11 protein-coding genes are annotated in these 18,499 nt (G+C 54.7%); 1 reads left to right on the forward strand and 10 read right to left on the reverse strand.

Annotated features, from left to right (window positions below):
- The first annotated feature begins 1 nt into the window (after position 1).
- Positions 2-2,647 (forward strand): M14 metallopeptidase family protein, encoded by a 2,646-nt coding sequence (locus tag AABO57_12205; protein MEK6286496.1) that lies wholly within the window; start codon positions 2-4, stop codon positions 2,645-2,647.
- 115 nt (positions 2,648-2,762) lie between these two features.
- On the opposite strand, the gene AABO57_12210 is transcribed toward AABO57_12205, so the two are convergent.
- The 10 genes from AABO57_12210 to AABO57_12255 form a co-directional block, all read right to left on the reverse strand.
- Positions 2,763-4,373, reverse strand: a complete 1,611-nt coding sequence (locus AABO57_12210; GenBank protein ID MEK6286497.1) for a hypothetical protein — start codon at positions 4,371-4,373, stop codon at positions 2,763-2,765.
- A gap of 106 nt (positions 4,374-4,479) precedes the next feature.
- Positions 4,480-5,967 carry a S8 family serine peptidase gene (locus AABO57_12215; GenBank protein ID MEK6286498.1) on the reverse strand — a complete coding sequence of 496 codons (1,488 nt, stop codon included), beginning with the start codon at positions 5,965-5,967 and terminating at the stop codon, positions 4,480-4,482.
- Between the two features lie 104 nt (positions 5,968-6,071).
- Complete coding sequence (locus AABO57_12220; protein MEK6286499.1) at positions 6,072-6,578, reverse strand: hypothetical protein; 507 nt, start codon at positions 6,576-6,578, stop codon at positions 6,072-6,074.
- Between the two features lie 837 nt (positions 6,579-7,415).
- The gene (locus tag AABO57_12225) at positions 7,416-8,384 is read right to left on the reverse strand and encodes a hypothetical protein (GenBank protein MEK6286500.1); all 969 of its coding nucleotides are present in this window, start codon (positions 8,382-8,384) and stop codon (positions 7,416-7,418) included.
- A gap of 28 nt (positions 8,385-8,412) precedes the next feature.
- Complete coding sequence (locus tag AABO57_12230) at positions 8,413-9,675, reverse strand: alkaline phosphatase D family protein (protein ID MEK6286501.1); 1,263 nt, start codon at positions 9,673-9,675, stop codon at positions 8,413-8,415.
- 191 nt (positions 9,676-9,866) lie between these two features.
- A complete protein-coding gene (locus AABO57_12235) occupies positions 9,867-13,655 on the reverse strand; it encodes a patatin-like phospholipase family protein (protein MEK6286502.1) in 3,789 nt (1,262 codons plus the stop codon).
- A 27-nt stretch (positions 13,656-13,682) separates the two neighbouring features.
- A complete protein-coding gene (locus AABO57_12240; protein MEK6286503.1) occupies positions 13,683-15,623 on the reverse strand; it encodes a hypothetical protein in 1,941 nt (646 codons plus the stop codon).
- A gap of 71 nt (positions 15,624-15,694) precedes the next feature.
- On the reverse strand, positions 15,695-16,327 hold the full coding sequence (locus AABO57_12245) for a glycoside hydrolase family 25 protein (protein ID MEK6286504.1): 633 nt from the start codon (positions 16,325-16,327) through the stop codon (positions 15,695-15,697).
- Between the two features lie 102 nt (positions 16,328-16,429).
- Entirely contained in the window at positions 16,430-17,818 is a 1,389-nt protein-coding gene (locus AABO57_12250; protein MEK6286505.1) for a hypothetical protein, read from the reverse strand.
- A gap of 235 nt (positions 17,819-18,053) precedes the next feature.
- The gene (locus AABO57_12255; protein ID MEK6286506.1) at positions 18,054-18,356 is read right to left on the reverse strand and encodes a hypothetical protein; all 303 of its coding nucleotides are present in this window, start codon (positions 18,354-18,356) and stop codon (positions 18,054-18,056) included.
- Positions 18,357-18,499 lie beyond the last annotated feature (143 nt).

Consider the following 18,499-nt stretch of genomic DNA (forward strand, 5'->3'; position numbering starts at 1 on the left):
AATGTCAGCGCTATCTGCCATTGCCGCTGATCAACCTCCGACTCCGGAGAAGTTTCTCGGCTTTCGAGTCGGCGAAGACAAGAAGCTCGCTCGTTGGGAGAAGATCGTCGAGTACATGCGGTTGATCGCGAACGGTTCCGATCGCGTGCGACTGCGCGAGCTTGGCAGAACGACGAACAACAATCCGTTCATCCTTCTCGAAATCAGCTCGGCCGACACGATAAAGAACCTCGATCATTTCAAGCAGCTCGAACGCAAGCTCTACTTTCAGGGTGGTGCGCCTACCGGCGCCGAACGCGACGAAGTGTTCCGGTCAGGCAAAGCTGTGGTGCTTGTGACCTGCAATATTCATTCGACCGAGATCGGTTCGTCGCAGATGGTGCTCGAGCTGGTGCATCGTCTCGCGACCGAAGACTCGCCTCTAGTGAAGAAGATTCTCGACAACGTGATTTTCCTGCTGGTGCCGAGCTTGAATCCTGACGGCCAGATCATTGTCACCGATTGGTACAACAAGAACGTCGGGACCGAGTACGAAGCCAGCCCGCTGCCGTGGCTCTACCACCCGTACATCGGGCACGACAACAATCGCGATATGTACATGTTCACGCAGAAGGAGAGTCAGCTCACCGCGCGCTTGTTGTGGCACGACTGGTTTCCTTCGGTTTGGCTGGACGAGCATCAGATGGGAAACCAGGGCGCGCGAATATTCGTGATGCCGGCGACCGATCCGATCAATCAAAATGTGCACCCGCTCATCTATCGTTGGAACGGAATTCTCGGCCAATCCCAGGCGGCGGCGCTCGAGGCTGCGGGTAAGGAAGGGATCATTTACAACTCGACTTACACAAACTTCTGGCAAGGAGCGATGGCATGGAGCGGTTGGTGGCACAACCAGGTCGGCTTGCTGACTGAGGTCGCGAGCGCGCGCATTGCCAGTCCTATCGAGCAGCGCAAAGCCCAACCCGGCCAGCAGGCTATGGCCACGACCGAGGACTTTCAGACTCAGCAGCGCCGCCAGATGGAGAATCCCAACGAGCCATTGCCTCCGCCCCGCGACATCACTCCTCGCACTGAGTATCCGCGGCCGTGGCTGGGAGGGAAGTGGACTCTGCGCGACATAGTTGATTACGAATTGATCGCGACCATGGCGTTGCTCGAAACGGCGGCCGATCATCGCGAGCAGTTGCTACGTCAGATCTACGAAGTGAATCGCGCTACGGTCGAAGCTGGCGCGAAGGGCGATCCAGCGGCGATCATCATTCCCGTCGAGAAGCAGCACGATCCTCGCGAAGCGATGCACCTTGTCGAGCGCTTGCAGATGGCCGGCGTCGAGGTCTCACGCGCCGAAGCTGACTTCGAAGCAGACGGCAAGAAGTATGCGGCCGGAACGTTTGTTATCCCGATGAACCAAGTCTTCGCGCGCTATGCGAAGGACTTGCTCGAAAAGCAAACCTATCCTGAAGTGCGCCGGTCGCCGACCTCGCCGCCCGAGCCGCCTTATGACGTGACTGCGTGGTCGCTTGGGATGCAGATGGGAGTGGAGACGGTGTTCGTCAAGAAGCCTCTGCCCAACACAGCAAAGCTGAGCAAGCTGGATGCGGCTCCGAAGCCAGCCGGCGAAGTACGAGGCGAGGGCTCACGGTTCAGTTTCGACTATGCGGGTGCTGATTCGGCAATCGCGGTCAATCGGCTGTTGAAGGGCGGGGTGCAGATGGACATCGTTCTCTTATCGAGTAACGAAAAGCCCAGAGTATCCGGGGCGGGGGCTCCGCGCGAAATGCTTCAAGCGTTGTCCCGAGATTTCGGTCTCGTCATTCAAGCGGCTCCGGCCCCGAACGGCAAACCGGGCAAGTCAGCGACCCTTCCTGGCAAGATCGCGCCTGACAAGGTGCTGCCGCTTTCAACCTCGCGGCTGCGTGCGCCGCGCCTCGGACTCTATCAACCATGGACCTCGAATATGGATGAAGGCTGGACTCGTTGGGTGCTCGAGCAATACGAGTTTCCTTACACGACGCTTCACAACGCGGACATCAAAGCGGGCAAGCTTCGAGAGAAGTTCGACGCGATCGTCCTACCCGATCAGCAGCCACGCGACATTCTCAACGGTTACGACTTTAAGACAATTCGCGAGGAGTATCGCGGCGGTATAGGCGATGCAGGCCTCGAAGCGCTTCGTCAGTTTGTTCGCGAAGGCGGGACATTGATTGCGATGGGCGCGAGCTGCGATCTCGTGATCGACAAGTTCCCGATCCCGGTTCGCAATCTCAAGCGCGGGCTGACTCGCGACCAACACTTTGCACCGGGCACTATCGTTCGCATCCAAGTAGACAACACGCATCCGCTAGGCTTGGGCATGCCTGCTGAGACATATGGCTTCTACAACAACAGCCCGTTCTTCGCACTGGTCGAAGGCTTCTCATCGCAGAAAGCGTCGGTTGTGGCGCGCTATCCGAATTCAGACGTAGTCGCATCAGGCTGGCTGAAAGGGGAAGAGCTGATGGCGGGCCGAGCGGCAGTTGTTTCGATCGAAATGAACCTTGGCCGCATAGTGTTATTCGGCTTGCGGCCTCAGCACAGGGCGCAGACTCACGCAACGTTTTCGATGTTGTTTAATGCGCTGAATTGTGGTGCCGCGCGTGGCGTTTGACTGCGGAGGATCTCGAAGACGATGGCGAGGGCGAATGCCTCGCGGACACAGGAAGTCCCGCTGGATCATTGCGATCTCAGCGGAACTTCCCGAATCCTTCCTCAGGCCTTTCCAACTACTTAATCTTGTAGGTGAGTGATATCCCAACGGTCCACTTGTAGTTCTTTTGGACGGGTAACTCCGCAGTGCCTTCCGGCACGCGTGCTCCTTGGAAGAGATTTCCGAGCAATTGCTGCTTGCGTCCCGCGTACCCGCCGATTGTGAGGAATAACTGCTCGTCAGCCATACTGAAAGATGGCCCTACAAGGTATTCCACATCTGTTCCCTTGTTGTCGTTTTTGGCGGTTACGCCAAGAGACAGGTGCAGGCCATCTATAAACCCGCCCCATCGCATCAGCCTGCCGTTCAACTGAAGGAGCGGCAGAATGCGTGTCGGGGACTGTTCCTTTGCTTCCACAACGGTTGTAACTACCGGCTTGCCATCGACAATCACCTGATTGCCGCTACTATCAAGCTGGATTCCCTGAACACGGATGAACTCTTGTTTGACTAGGCGGGCGAAAACTATGCCGCCTGACAATGAAAAGAAAGGCGCATCTCCGAACTTGATCTTGACGGATTTGCTGGGGCCCGCTTTCTCTTCACCAGGCTTGCCGTCTACAGAAGAAATTTCCTTGGTAGTGACATCGATCTTGACTTCAGTTGTGCGGGTGAAGGGACCTATTTCAACTACTTCGACGAAAGACGACTTGTTTCCGCGAACGTTGTCTATGGCTTTCTTCAGATCGCCAAACTTGGTGATGTCTTCTTTGATGGTGTTGACATCAGTTTGAAGTACACCGGCACCAGTTCGAATGCCGGCTGCGAAGACGATCATAGTAGTGAGGAAATCTACTTGATCTGGCTTAGCGCAGCGTGCGTAACGCTTAATCGCATCCTTGGCTAGAGTGTCTACGACGGTTGCGTGTCCCGTCAGCGCGTCAATTTGATCTTGAAGGCTCTTGATTTCCGCCGGCGTGACGGTATCTCTAAGGCTATCGAGAAACCCGTAGGACGCAGAACAAAGCTCATCGCACCTAAGCCCTGCCGACAAGTAAAGAGTTGCCCTGGTCGCCGTGTAGACGGTTCTAACCAGCTCGTGTTTAGCCTTGAGGCGGGCCAATTCGGCTTTTGCGGCGTTCAGAGCATCTTTGGCTTTAACCGCCTCTAAATCTATTGTCTTGATTATCGCATTTAGTTGATCTCTGCACTCATCATCCGCCGTCCTGGTTAGTGAAGGCGCAGCGGTCCCCACGGCTGGCGGGGGCGCGGGCGGCTTCGCTGGCGTAGCCGCATCTCCGACAAAGGAGCCGAGGAGCGCAAGAAAGGCGCTGATGGCGGTTTCCTGGATAGTTGTTTCTGTCGTGTCAATCTTGTACTTGTATCTGTATGGGTTCTTGTTCTTGAGCACCACCGTGACTCTGTCGCTCTTCTTGTAGGTCAAGTCCCCTTGAGTCGTCATGTTGCTGGCATCGATTATGAGTTGCTTCACCCCAGCGGGTATGGCCGGGTCCGCGCAATTGTCTGTGCAGCGGGGATCAGGTGGCAAGCTGATGGCTTCTGCTCGGCCGGACCGGGGATCAGCCTTTACGCCCAATACCGGTCTGAAAGACTGGGCGCCAACCGATGTTGCGAGGAACATCGTTATGAAGATCAGATGGGCAATTCTCTTCGCGTCACGATACATGGTAGTTCTCCTTGTGTCGGTTAGAATCTGATTGATGCCAGGCAGGAGTTACCTGCCACAAAACGCTGTGAAGACTATCGAGTACAATTGCGGACGAACAAAGAGTTCATTGGTTGTCCGCTCGGCTGTTTGCTTCTCTTACCGCGGCCTCGGCATTCAGGAAAGTACCAACGGGCTTTGCAGCATCGGTTACTATGAAGGTTCCAGTGTCCCTAAGAATCGCGCTGACTTCAGCATGACTGAGCCGAGGGTTTACCGATAGCATTAACGCCGCTGTTGCCGCAATTTTTGGGGTTGCGCCAGATGTGCCACCAAAAGCATTCATATAACCGTCATCGGCGGCGCTGCTACAGGTCAGGTCGTGCGACGAGTCGCCCGGCGCGGAGACGATGATTCCAGATCCGAAGTTGCTGAAGTCGGCTCGCCTGTTTTCCGTCGGATGGTATTCGGTTGCTCCAACTAGAATTGAGCCTGTTGGTGGAATGGGATCGCCTAAATCGTCAATCCCGGCATCGCGGTCGCCGTTTCCCGCCGCCACACAAACGACTACGCCACTGGCTATAGCATCCTTTATTGCCTGGTTCACGGCCGGTACCATTTCAATGTTTCCGAACCCGCCTGTTTGGACCTCCAGGTTAATTATCTTGCGCCTCCCGCCGCTGTCAGTTCGCCGAACCCAATCAATCGCGTTCGCCCACGAGTCTCCGCCGACAGGTGTGCCGGGTCCGGAATCAGCTTGAATTGCCCAGAGGGTTGCACCATATGCAATTCCGGCCATTCCTAACTCGTTGTCTGCGCCACCGGCGATACCCAGCACGGCTGTACCGTGGCTAACCGAATCCCCCTGGGTAACATCGCTCCCTCCATCGAAGGAGTTATGTTTTACGCTTATGCGGGATTCCAGGTCTTGATGAGTTATGCGGTAACCCCAGTCTATGTCCGCGATGATGACGCCTTCGCCAGAAACTTCGTCATCCCAGATCCGATCAACGTTACACCGGAAGATGTACCATTGGTTTTCTAATCCGCTTCCAGGGTCAACGGTTACTTGGCCAGAAGTCCCCACTCGCGGCTCATTCCCTGGCGTGCCTGGTGGTAGGACCTTAGGAACCGGAACGGCGCGTTCGACTTCAGGCAACTGGTTGAGTTCTTCCGATATTCGCACCAAATCAGCGTCCTCTGGGAAGTGAAGTATGACAAAGTGCTCGCGATTTGACGGCTCGGGAGGCTGCAGGTCACGAACGCGCGCAGTCATATCCGCCGGCGACGGTACCGCCTGAAAACTCGGCTCCGCCTGTCGAAGACCGTTCGCCTGCAGTAGTTGATTCAAGTTACTGAGATTGACGTTCGCAACGCTACGAATCTCGGGAGCGAGAGTAGCCGTCGACGGTAGCAATTCCGGTCGAGTACCAATCTTGAATTGGACTTGAATCTTGCCGGCCTCCCAGTGTGGTTGTAAGTCACCGGCGGTTGGGTCTTTTGGCGAAAATCTCGGCGCTCCGGCATCATCTGGTTCTAGGAGTCTGGCGGTGAGTTTCTTGCTCCCAGATTTTGTTGATCTAGATTGTTTGTCCCTATAGCCCTTCTTTGTCATCTTCACTTCTCCCGTGCCTGTCTAGATGCCCCAGCCTGTGTTTGGGCTAGCGCCGCTATCTCAAGAAGAACCCGGCCGAATGCTGGTAGATCGTGGTGCGCAACTCATTGTGTAAACGGACCGGGGTCTGGCACCTCGCCCCTACCAATTCGTTTGCTAATGAAATGTGCGATCAATAGCCCAAGCCATTTGAGTCGAGGCTTCAGCCACTGGGCCTGTTCCAGGCAACTGATTTCGCCCAGCTCCAACACCAACTCAGCATCAGAGGTGTTCGCGAAGCCGAAGCCGTAGTAGTGCGAAAGATTCCGAGTGAAGTTGTCTGGCATCCACTTAAATGGCCAGTAGCGCGAATAGAGCGCCTTCCATTCGTCCGCTGCAGGCTTGTCAGTGCTGTCGTCGTACCCGATAGATGCGCCGCTCACGCAAACGTCATCGGCGCCATCGAAGTGAATGAAAACAGCTATCCGAACGTTGTACCTGCCGCTGAATTCCGCTTTTTCGCGGATGACCGAAACTCCGGCCGCTCGCAAAACCGCTGTCGCTTCGTCCGCGACAATTGGCGTCCACTCGATTTCATCGCCCAACGGCCCCGAAGCTCCGGTGGCACCCACTCTTCGCCCTTCATGGCCGGCCTGAATCAACACGTCGGCGTCCCTATGGAGGCTCCTCCGTTCGCTACAGTATGTGAAAACTATTACGCTCTCAGATGGGAATGAGAATTAGGCTAGAAACATTTCATCGCAGTTAGGATGCGACCCGAGATGAGGTGTGTTCGTCGCGACGAGAGGACTACTTCTTCGTATCATCAGCCGTTTCCGCGATGAATCCGAATTGAAAGGTATTTGTTCCGGCGACCACCGGCGGGAGGCTTCCCCCGTTGTAGGATATCTTGAATCCAAATCTTCCCGTCGGTGTGTCTGCCAAATGGACCTTGCGGTCGCTTTGAAAAACCAGTGCTCGTCTTAAGGCAAGGACTAGGTATGAAGGATCCCCCACCTGCGGTCGTGGGATTAAGGCACGTTGTAGTAGGAGCCACCGACACTAGAGCGGCTCACCAAGATAGACGGTGCTTATACGTTGCGCCCAGTCCTCCAGCGTAGCCCCATCCCTGACTTATCTGTTGCACAGTGTGAAGCCCCAGCATTCGATAGCTCTCAAACTGGTTTTCGCTGAAGGACTGGTCCGCGGTGCTCTCTCATGCGGAAGCAGCTTGCTCTGTTGTGCGCAATTGAACACATGTGCGGGCTCGCCTCCGCATATCGCAGGCTTGATGTAGATCAGTGTGCCGTCGTTTTCAGGGCCGCCTCCCGTCTACTTCCGAATAGCGAATCTTACCAACCGCGCAATACTCCCCGAGCTTGCAGCTCTTTCGAGAATAGATGATTCGTCTCTTCAGACGAGCGGTTTTCCTTCAAAACTCAAAAGGGCTTCCGGTGTACCTTCTCCGCTCAAACCAATTCGTAGCCAAGTTGCAAATTACGATTCGAGCGCAAAAGATATTCGTGAATATCGAACGGATGCGTTCCACCAGAGACAGGATGAACGAGAATGACGTCGATCAGGTGATTGAGGAGATCACCGTGCTCGTCAATATCCGCATCAAGGAGCAGCACATCCCTGCCTTCATTGTCTCGCGCCGGCGCCATCGTCAGTTGCAGGTTGGCCAGGCTCTCATCAGTCTTGATGCTGAACATCTTTGTCTTGAAGACGCGATAGTCGGGTAGATTGTCCTGTAGCTTCTGGAAATGGAGACTGTGATCGGCGCGCTCGTAGTGGTCAAAGCCGCGAATATTCTCGCGGATGCGAGCTACGATCTCACCCATTGCATCGTCAACCACGGCATACAGTCTCTGACGATCGATGACGAGAATCTGTCGGACGAAGGAGAACCAGGGAAGCAGTCCGCCAACCGGTTCGGTCGTCATCGTGAGTTTGGTGAACAGATTCAGCAGAGAGGACTTCGCAAGTTTGGTGCGCTCCGGGCCGGCTTGATCATACCTGTCCTCTGTGTACCTGCCGAGCGCTTCGCCCTGGATCACTTTGATAGTTGAATCGTTCAGCACTGTTTTCAAAGGCTCGAATTGTGACGGCAGTTGGGTCCAGGCGATAAAACTGGCCTGCCACTGTTGCGGGATGCGCAGGACGCGCAGGTCGTAAGACAGCTCTTGACGATCCGTGAGAGTGAAGAAATCGGTTCTGCAATCGCGGTAGCGTTTCGGACGCACCTCGCAGCGCAGGTTCGCTGCCTGCGGAAAGGCGTCCAGTTCCAACCGAGCAGGTGGCGGAAGGCGCAGATCTGTAAAGCGCGCGATCACTCTGCCGTCCAGTCGGATTGCATCGACTCTCGTCTTCGGATCGGCGGCTTCTTGGCCTCTTACATCGATGAGGCCGAGCTTGAGGAAACCTGTGTTGGCCATCGAAATACTCCTATGATCGATTTTCGTTTCACCGGGGAAAATCTAAGGGGAGGGACACCAATTCAGCGCTCTCGCGCTTGCCGGTTATAGTAACGCTCACTGTCGGCCCGCCTTCGTCATTGATGGTGATCAGCCCATACTGGCCCTTATGACGGTCAAAAATCCCGTGGCTGAAAGGCTCACCCTTGACTTTGCGGCTGTTGGGACGGTCCAGCGGCGCCGCGCAGAAAACTGGGAATCCACCGACTCCTGTCGAACCGCGATTATTCGAGCCGTCATCAAGGGCGATCATATGGGCATCCGCGTGCAGCATTAGCACATTGCGAATATCATTCTCCTCAATGAAAGAGCCGAGTTCGCTCCGCTCGGTCGAATAACTGTACCAGGCGTCAGTGTCGTCGTCTTCTTCGTTGGGGTCGCCAATCCATGGAACCGAGTTTACCCACACCAGCAGCGGGTAACGATCCTTGCCCGCAAGCAGTTCGTCCTTCAACCATTGTTTCTGTCTCGCTCCGAGCATGGTCTTCGCAGAGTTGTCCGTGGCAGTGCGGTTCGCCCGCATTGAGCGCGTGTCAGTCACCAGAACGCGAACGCGCCCCACAGTGAATGCCTGGTAGATGGCGACGTCGCCCTCCCCTTCCGCGAGGGGGTAATGCGGCACGCATCGCTGATAGGCCAGACGGGCCGCCCTACGACCAGCCGCTCGCGCGTCGCTAGCGTTGCCACAAAAGTCGTGATCGTCCCAGATGTAAGCAAGGGGCACCTCGCGGTAGAGTTGGGCCTGCCTCGGCTTGTTTAACACCTCGCGATAGGTCTCCACGTGGTCTGCGACGTTGGTGCTGCCAATATTTGCATAGTGTAGATCGCCAAGGTGGAGGAAGAAGAGTGGATTCTCTCCGCGGATGTGGTCGAAGACTTCGTGGTTTGAGTAGGCACGGAACGTCTCTCCCCCTTTTGCGTCGCCTGCGCAGGCGAAAGTAAAGGACGCTGGGGCGTCCGGAGGTGGAAACGTACGGAATCGGCCACGCCTATCGAGAGCGGGCTCCCCGTTAACCTCTAACGCATAGTGATATTCACGATCCGGGTCCAGCCCATCTACCTCAAAAGTGAAGACAGTCATCTCCGGTGAGGCGCTGATCCCAGACGGCGCCATTGACTGCGCGCCGGTCAGGTCGCTATTTTCGCTGACGAGCAATCTCACCGATGCGCCGTTCTCTATCCCGGCTTTAATGACCGACGACGTCGCCGTGACGGCTCCAACCCAAGGACCAAAGACTATTTGGTCTGACATGCCTTAAGCTCCTTTCATCTACAAATGGTAATCGCTCGAAAACATTTCAGCGGGTTTTCTGAACGCCACGCCGAAACAGGAACTGGAGGCTGAAGAATGTGAGCACGGAATCTTCTTGCGGTTGCGAGCGCGCGATTCGTTGTAGCGGAGTCTCACCGAAATAAGGGCGCTGCATAAGATGAGGCTCGGGCCTAAGCTGAATCTCCAGGTGAATCTTGAGCTGAGAGCCAGTCTATGAGCGGCTGTAACGGTTTTTCCTTGCCCTTCGAATGGTCGTAAGCCTTACCCAACAACTGTTTGATCGTGAGAGGGTCGTCGTCGTCTCCGCATATCTTGTCCATGATATAGGAACCGAGCATCCGGTGGCTCTCGAATTGGGGCTCGTCAAACCACTGGTCAGCAGTTGACTCGTGTGGAAAATCCGTGTTGGTTTTTGCGTAGTTGAAGATGTCGCGCGGCTCGTTTCCGTAGAAGGCCGGCTTGATGTAAAACAGAAAGCCATCGCCGGCTTCTTTTCCCTCAACTTTATCGACGCACGAATAGCGAATCAGACCAACCGCGCAATACCTGCCCTGGCCTTCTTTGACCTCCTCATCTCTGGTGTGTATGGGAACGCGGCCGAATTCAATTGGTATTCCAAGATCGATTCGTATCTTGCGAACAGCATTGCCTAGATCGGCGAACTCGCCTTTGGCGTCTCTGCTACCGTCCACGACAACAATCACCTTGCTGCGGCGCAACACCATCTCATAGAGACCGAGGTTCTCGAAGTGGCCGCCGTCGGAAAGAAGGACATAGTTATTCTTGTCATCAGTCCAGCCGAACGCTTCCGCGATGATCGGATAAACCGCGGATTTTGGGTATGCCAGGTGGTAGTAGCCCTGCCCAGCCGGTCCGGCGTTGCCCAGCCACCACCCCAGTCGCGCATTGAAAAGAGTCAGGACTAATGTGACCAGGGGTGATGTCGAGTAATAGCCCATGTTTGAGTTTACCGCTGCTCCGGAGATTGCCGCCGCCGTGCCAAGAGAGACGCCGTCTCGCCCGCCATATTCCCTCGATCTTCGGTAACCGCCGTAGAGGCTTCCACAATGCAGCGGCGAGATGGAAAAGGACTCAGCCCTTCGCTGTTGCCAGGCCAGCTTATCGCCGCTCACCAGATTGAGCGCAGTATTCACCACATGCATCAACCTGTATGGCGGGGGCGGATAGTGCAAGGGTTCTATTTCCTCCGCGAAAAACTGGTCCAGTAGCAGCCGATTGAAGAGGATGAGATAGTCACCGCGCAACAGTTGCCCAACCGCTTCCTTGATGTGTTCGTTCTTCCGCGACTGGGGCAGGTTCTCAATGGCCCTGGCTGCCGCTTCGTTCTGTTCGGCCAGAGGCAATTGCTGGAACAGGCTCTGGGTCCTTTCAGCCATGTCGGACTTGGCGAACGCCGCATCCGCAAAAAACTCCGCGCTTTCCAATATCCGGTTGAGGTCCTCGATCAGATTCACCTGTAGCGAGGGCGAAGGAACTTTTGGGCTTTGATAGCTATCCAGCATGTCCACCGTTTCTATGGACAACCGGCTTCTCAGAAACTCTGATGGAGGATCATTTCCAACACGGTCGGCCTGCAACCTTAAAACGAATTTCGTCAGTCCTGCTTCTCGGCCGCGGAAGCTGTTCGGGCGGAGCAGTCCGACCCGCAGCTCATGCATCTGCACATTGTCGGATGGATCGAACCCGGTAAACGCGTTGGGCTTTCGCTCGATGTTGTTTCTACTCGCTCCCAGGAATGCGCGTATCAGGCGATCCCGGTAGGCTGCGTGCAAAGAGAATTTGTTGAGGTTGATCATCTTTGACATTAGCAAACCGAATCCGAGGAAGAACAGGGACAGGCCGGCAACGATCCACCATGGCGCATAGTAGATGTTCTTCATCAGGCTCGCACGCCCGGCTGGCTCTGAATCGTCATTGAATATTGCCGGCTTTAGTTGATCGATGATGCTCGCGGAATCCATGGAAGTGACCCGGTCTACGAGTCCCCACTTTGAGATGTCGATGATGGGCGCCTTTGTAAAAAGCCATTTGATTATCAGACAAGTCAAGAATGAAAGCGATGCGGTTAAGAACAGCAAAAACACCAATGCAGCCAGCGATAGAGCATTGTGCATCACCAGCGAATAGACACCGCCTTTTGCTGCGTTCTCCTTGGTTGCCGGAGTGTTTGCGCTGCGCCCAGCCAATATGGAAAACAGAGCCGAGATGCCTCCGACAGAAGCGATGATCTCAGGGAGACGGTGTATGGCTAACGGGCCGAAGATCACCAGCGGGCTGGCGATGCTCCAGACCATGATTACTATTAACAGCCAGCCGGCAAAACGGGCCAACCATTCACGGTCTTCATCCTCGAGTGCAAATCGGCTGCTAATCCAGGGGCTTGGGCGCATGCCCCGTTTCCCGGTTCCTTGTCCCCCCCAGCCCTTACGGCTCGAGATTCCGACGAAGAAAGTGGCCGCGAGAAAAAAGGTCGCCATAAACAGAGGAAGCGCGAAGCAGACAAAAAGCCCGGTGATCGGGTCGGGGTGAGTAGCATCCTCCTTGGGGCTGGGCACTGGGTTCGGCAACACCTTCGTCGCCATCAGCCACAGGAGCCACCCTCCAACTGGTCCCGTGACAAACACGGTCGCGATGTCCGAGCGTCTGAACTTGCGAAACCAGATTGCGTAGATCGCCCAACCCACCAGATGAATCGCAAGTCCATAGAGCATGAAAACAAACCAGCTATATAGCGCCCAATTGGGGAGATAGCCCGCGAATGCCGAAGTGATCTGATTCTCCAGGTGCTCCTGGGAATCTTGAAAGTGACGAAACCATGCCCAAAAGGCGCTCAGAAGCATCGCCGACAAAATGAGTGGCACCAGGCAGAGCATCAGAAAACTCTGCTGATCTGTCCGGCGTTGCAACACTCCGCCACGCGCTTTGAGAGAGTCACTCGCGCTTGGTCTGTTCATGCTCACGTAGGCAATTGCCCACGCGGTTGAAAGTGATCCCAGCGCGAAACAACCCCATTTCATCCACCCGGCCGCTTGTTCCTGCACGGCGGCTACGCCAAGTCTCGGAATCGCGAAAACCGACACAAGAAGCGGAACGAGCACCAGCCAGTTCAGGATCAGGTTCCTGGCATACACTGCGACGAAGGCCCAGACGTCTGCTGACAAGAGGCCAAGTTTCGGGGTTATGAAATTGCTGTAGCTGCGAAGATAGCGAACGGGCTCCGGGTCGGGCTCAATCTTTGAGTCCTTTGGATTGTGCTTTAGTTCTTCGGTGACTCCCGCGAGTCCATCGGGATGGCGATGTGTCCACGCCGAAAGCCAGCTTCCGATGTAGCCGCCGCCCGAGACTGTTGATAAGTAGGTGAACTGATTGAGCATGTTATGGCGCGCAAGTCCTTGAATAATTCCAAGGGCAAAGCTGCCACTGCGCATGCCTCCGCCGGAAAGGCAAAGCGCGGCAGGCTCTTTCTTGTGGATGAGGCCGATTATGCTGCTAAGACGGATCTCGTGAATCCGTCTTATCCAGCCGGGATAGGCGTCTTCGAGAAGCAAACGATTAAAGTGCAGGAGGTCATCGCCTTCAAAGACGATGCCGCTTCCGTCTTCCAGACCCAGCTTGACGAACTCTTGCGTCTCTTCCCTCAATGAAACCTGCGCGAATGCTTTTTCGGAGTAGAGCCCTTGATCCTCGAGCAACTTGTTCAGTGTGGGAATCACCTGGTCCTGTTTGAAGTTCTTGAATGCCTCTCTCGTTTTGATATGCTCAGCTAGAGGCTCATCGGCGCCTGCCAGTCTGGATGCCAGGGACCTTATGCCGGCGCCCTTGAAGTGGGCTTCGCTGAAAATCCATTCAGGTTTCGCCTCGATCTGGCTGTGCAGGTTGATATATTCTTCTTCCAACACCTGGCAGAGTTGAAGGGGAAGCCTGGGAATGTTCGACATAGTGACGTTCCTATAGCAACTGGGTTTTCAGGCCGCTTGAGGCTTGGCGGCATCTCTCATCTCGCGCCGTGTTTTGTTACCGGTCATCTCTCGCAGACGTTCCATTGCCTGCGAGTTTTGTATGTAGATGTGCCAAACGAAAACCAGGTCAAACATCAACGCCGCGAGCCACCAGAGATAGAGAAAGCCCGCGAGTGCTAAGACCACCGGCCACATTGGGCCTTCCGCTCCACCCGCCGCTATGCGGTAGATAACCATTCCTAGTACCGCAAGAAACCCTGGCAGCAACAGCGTGTATAAACCTAGCTTGGGAAGGAAGTGGTTAAGCCAATAGACAATGATCACAATCGCGATGGCGAGTGCGAGTAATGGATCCATTCCAAGCCAATAGAAGATCAGCCGCGGGAAGTCGGAGAAGCGGTGTGCCGGCTCCTGAAAAGGAATTAGAAAATAGTAGATAGCCGCGAAAACAGCGAACCCGAACGCTCCCACCGGAAGTCCGAACTTCAAGTTAGTCAGTCGAGGTATTCTCGCCACAAGCGTCACGCCGGCCAGCAGACTGCCAAGTCCAACAACGTTTCTGAAGATGGTCCCGGATGACTCGGCCTGAGGTTGGGGAACGGCCGACCCTATCGCCTTGTAGAGAACATAGACCGCCGCGAACAGGATCGCTGCAACCACCAAATATGGGACTGTCTTGGTGGTCAGACGGCGCCCTGGTGCGTTGCTGGGCGGGTCGGGGAACTCCCTCAGCTTTTTGGTCCTGGTCCCTGCTTTCTCTCCGACTACGTTCTGGAAGAAGTAGCCAAAAAGCGCTTCATCGCCCCAATAGTCAACATGGGCCTTTCCAGGAAACCAATAACGGTAGAACCCCTTGTCATGAGCTTCGCCGTCGAAGTTGAAGGCCCCATCGAGTTTAGTCTTCTGCTTCAACCACTCTCGCGTTGTCTCTAATTCGAACCCGACAGGGTCTCCATAGTCGTAGAAATTGCGCCACTCAATACGAGGATCGGGGGGGTAAGGCTTGGGACTGTCTTTCTCGAAGTCTTGCCATAGTTCCGGCCACAGGATCAGATGCTTATCGATGGGCGAACCGATAGTCAAGAACCCGCGAACCTTGGTGATCCAATCCCAAGTAGCGGGCGCCTCGTGGTGTCTGCACATTGCTCTAAGAAGGCCCATGAATGCCACGACGGTACCCTCGCTGTGCGAGACGATATGGATATCGGCGTTAGGGTAGTGTTCTCTAACCCGCTTCATCACTTTGCAGAACTGTGACAATATCCCTTCCCGGAAATTCTCATACTCGGTCACTATCTGAACGTCGGCCAGGTAGTCTACAAGTATTTTTCTAAGGTCAAATTTGAAGACACCACCCTTCTCTGCCAGCGAGCACACCCTTTCAAGCACGGCCAGGGTATCAAGCATTTCCTGAAGAACGTTTTTAACCTTCTCATACTCTTTTTCACTCAGACCCTTGTTGCCGGCAGCGCAACGGAAGTGAAGGCGATCGACTATCGTTCGGGCCCACTTTTTCGACTCTTCAATAGTATGTCCTTCCTTGACTGGCGCTCGCGGGATATCGGCCCAGTACACTTCTGCAAAGCCTATGTGTCTAATCCCCTCGGGGTAGTCGTCACTTTCAAACAGGAAGGCGCCGGTTCCGCCAACGCGCTTCGCATGAAAGCTTCCCAGGGGAATGGCTGTAGGCAATTCGAAAAAGCTGCAGAAACGATGCGCTACGGTCTGGATTGTCTCGTAGTTGAACTGATCGCCGATACCGTGAACCGCTACGATCACCTTCTTGATTGCGGGGTTTGGCGCCTCGGAATCACCGAAGCCGCTTTTATTTTCCAGCGCTTCGAGTACTGCTGCGATCACTTGCTTGACATCGTAGTTTGACGGCTCCGAATCACGGGAGCCGCTTTTATTTGCCATCGCTTCGAGTTTGTCGTTTTGACCAGTCATTCCTAACCTCCACGAGGGATGTTTCAACAAGCATTGGCTAATTACGGTTGCTCCGCCGAAGCACGCCTCAGTCAAAAATCCGCAGGGCCCCACAGTTTCTTCAAAGCGTCGATGTCGCCGTTGAACTGGTCCCTGTCGCATGGCCCTATTCCGGGAACCGTGTGTGGCTGCGGGCCCAGGTTTCCGTCGGTGTATTGCCACAAAGTCCAGGTCGGCCAGTTAGGCGGGACTACGGCGGTTGGCCCGTATTGAGCTAGCCAGAAGAAGCACTGCGCGAGAATTGGATCTTTGGTGTTGCCGAGTTGCGCTTTGATAAGACTGCCAGAGTAGAGCCCGGAAAACCTTCCGATTTTGGCGTTGACCTCGCTCACGAAGGCTCGCGCATCATCGAGCGACATCGTAGCGCCCTGAGTATTTGGTTCGTAGTCGAGCACGATCAGAGTGTCTGGTTCGGGATTGACAGTGGCGAGGAAGAAGTCGGCCTGAGCCGCGCCGGCGCCGCCGACACCAAAGTGGTAAGCCCCCCAGAGCAGTCCGGCGTCCAGCGCCTTCTGGCGATTGGTTGTGTACATCGGGCCCCTATAAGTCAGACCCTGAGTAGCCTTGTGGATAACTCCGACAATGCCTGCAGCCGCGGCTTGTTGAAAATCCGGATTCGCGTTGTGATGAGATATGTCAATGACAGCGTTTAGCGATTGAGCCACGGCTTATCCTCCTATTGCCGGACGGCCATCACCGAGTTGCAGACATCGAACCGTGTTTGCCAAACTCCTCATCTCTTCTCGGCGATGGATTAACTCCGAGAACTATCTGGTTTTTGCTGTATCATCCGCGGTCTCGATGACAAAGCCGAATTGAAAGCTATTGGTGTTTGCGAAGACCGGCGGGAGGCTTCCACGCTTGTAACTAAGCTTGAACCCTAATCTTCCGGTTGGCGTATCTGACAGGTAGAACTTAAGGTCGGTCTGGAACCAGGGCTTGTGTCCCTTGTCCGTCATAACATTCAATTTGGTCATCTCATCGAACTTCACTTCGGACAGGAAGAGGTATCTATCGACACCCCGAATATCTGCCTCAACACGCTTGAAAGGAAAACGGGTCTCTGGGTCGCTGTAGAAGAACGTCAGCGCGCCGCCGAACTTGGATCGCGCGATGTAGTTTACATCTTGCAGTTCCTGCATTTGTTGCGGACTGCCCGCCTGCTGCGCATCATTCCCTGTATTCAGGTTCTTTCCGCCCTCCATGCCTCCTAAGAACCGCAGCTTCCAAAAGCCCTTCTTTGAACCCAAAAGGGTTTTGGTGCGCGAGACTAGCTGGATTGTGGCATCACCTACGAAGTTGGTCACCTCGAGATCCATTGCCTGGCCTTCAAGATTGCTCGCAACGTCCAATAACACGGCGCCCCACAACTGGGCCTGTCGCTGTTTAGTCAATTCATCGACTTTGATTTTGGCCTCTTCGATTTGCTGAGGTGTGCTGGCGGGGTTTCGGATAATCGCAAGCTGTTCCCTGGTTTGATCAGCCCCCTTCGCCCCAATTAGAAAACTAGAGCGATAGGTAATACCGCTCTGGAAGTACTTAGGATCGGCATTATCGGCCGTAGTCTTGTCCAGGTGCATCGCAACGGTCAGGCCTGGCACACCCAGATCATTACTGTTCAAATGTATTTCCGCACCGCCCTGAGCGTCGTTCCCCTCGCCCTTGGCAGCAAACCCACTCGCAAAAATATTCTTCTCAGTAGAGGTCTTTGGGGTTTGAAGGAGTACTTCATACTGCTTCTCCAATTGCGCGGCAATGTTCTCGGGATTCAGAATATCGCCTGTACCGCAGACCTGCGCGCTGGTCGCGTGCGGCTTACCGGCAGGATCAAGGAAATTGAGCTTTGTAAAGCAGACCTGAACTTGAATGTCGGTAGCCGGTATCGCAGGACTGCCAGAGAGGGTGATGCGAAGATTTCTGGGCGTGAACGGATCCCTGCTGACACTGGAAACCGCTGTTATCGGCGTATTGCTGGGCGCGGATTTAATTTGGACATTCGGAGAATTGAGATCCTCCGGATGTCTCCTATCCAGCCGATCCGAGAATCTGACGTCAATGTATTTTTGGGCGGGAAAATTCGTGAAGCTTACGTTGGCGATCTTATACTCTTCGGTCGGCGCTTGCGCGTAGGCGGATGAATGAATGAGGCAAAACAAGACCGAGCACATTACGAGAAAGCGCGAACGATATGGCATCGTTATCTCCTTTTGAGAAGTCTCCCGGGCACAAGCTGTTTGATCGGCCCGTTACTGCAAGATCGATTCTGCCGGTTTGGTGACGATAGCCCTGCGAGGCGAGCATGCGTGCCTATTGGCAAAAGCGAGTACCTAAGACCTGTCTTCTCCTCGCATCTGGGTTCGCCCGCCGAGCTAATCGAAATACCTCAGCCCTTCATTTCACCGAGTTATTGAGCAACGCCAGCCTGACAAACTCTGCGACCTGTTCGATCACCTGATTGGAGTTCTCGGGAATTCTATTTATGTCGGACTCAATCTCATTCAACAGTTTCACCAATTCCGCCTTGAATACGGCCATCTGGTCATCATCTATCCCGACTCCATTGTCGTTGAACGTACGGTCAAACAGGTCATCGGGATCCACTGTGACTGGATCCGTTTGTGTATCAACTGTAACCAGATCGCTTGTTCGCGCGATAGCCAGAGCGACTTCAAGCCTTCCGTCTTCGATTGCCATCAGGTCTCCTCCTGATCCCTTTTACGGCTTCGTTTCAGCTATTAACAACCAGTGTTCCATGGGTGAGAACAGAACAGACGAGACCAAGCCCTGTCCTGTTGTTAGAACTACTACAAACTCAGGCGGCGAGTGTAGGTTGTTTT

This window comes from Acidobacteriota bacterium (assembly GCA_038040445.1).
In the GTDB taxonomy this organism is placed as follows: domain Bacteria; phylum Acidobacteriota; class Blastocatellia; order UBA7656; family UBA7656; genus Onstottus_A; species Onstottus_A frigus.

What these genes read in the sequence shown, in the direction of transcription:
- AABO57_12205 (MEK6286496.1), top strand. Translation starts at nt 2, where the DNA reads ATGTCAGCGCTATCTGCCATTGCCGCTGATCAACCTCCGACTCCGGAG.
- AABO57_12210 (MEK6286497.1), bottom strand. Translation starts at nt 4,373, where the DNA reads ATGTATCGTGACGCGAAGAGAATTGCCCATCTGATCTTCATAACGATG.
- AABO57_12215 (MEK6286498.1), bottom strand. Translation starts at nt 5,967, where the DNA reads ATGACAAAGAAGGGCTATAGGGACAAACAATCTAGATCAACAAAATCT.
- AABO57_12225 (MEK6286500.1), bottom strand. Translation starts at nt 8,384, where the DNA reads ATGGCCAACACAGGTTTCCTCAAGCTCGGCCTCATCGATGTAAGAGGC.
- AABO57_12230 (MEK6286501.1), bottom strand. Translation starts at nt 9,675, where the DNA reads ATGTCAGACCAAATAGTCTTTGGTCCTTGGGTTGGAGCCGTCACGGCG.
- AABO57_12235 (MEK6286502.1), bottom strand. Translation starts at nt 13,655, where the DNA reads ATGTCGAACATTCCCAGGCTTCCCCTTCAACTCTGCCAGGTGTTGGAA.
- AABO57_12240 (MEK6286503.1), bottom strand. Translation starts at nt 15,623, where the DNA reads ATGACTGGTCAAAACGACAAACTCGAAGCGATGGCAAATAAAAGCGGC.
- AABO57_12255 (MEK6286506.1), bottom strand. Translation starts at nt 18,356, where the DNA reads ATGGCAATCGAAGACGGAAGGCTTGAAGTCGCTCTGGCTATCGCGCGA.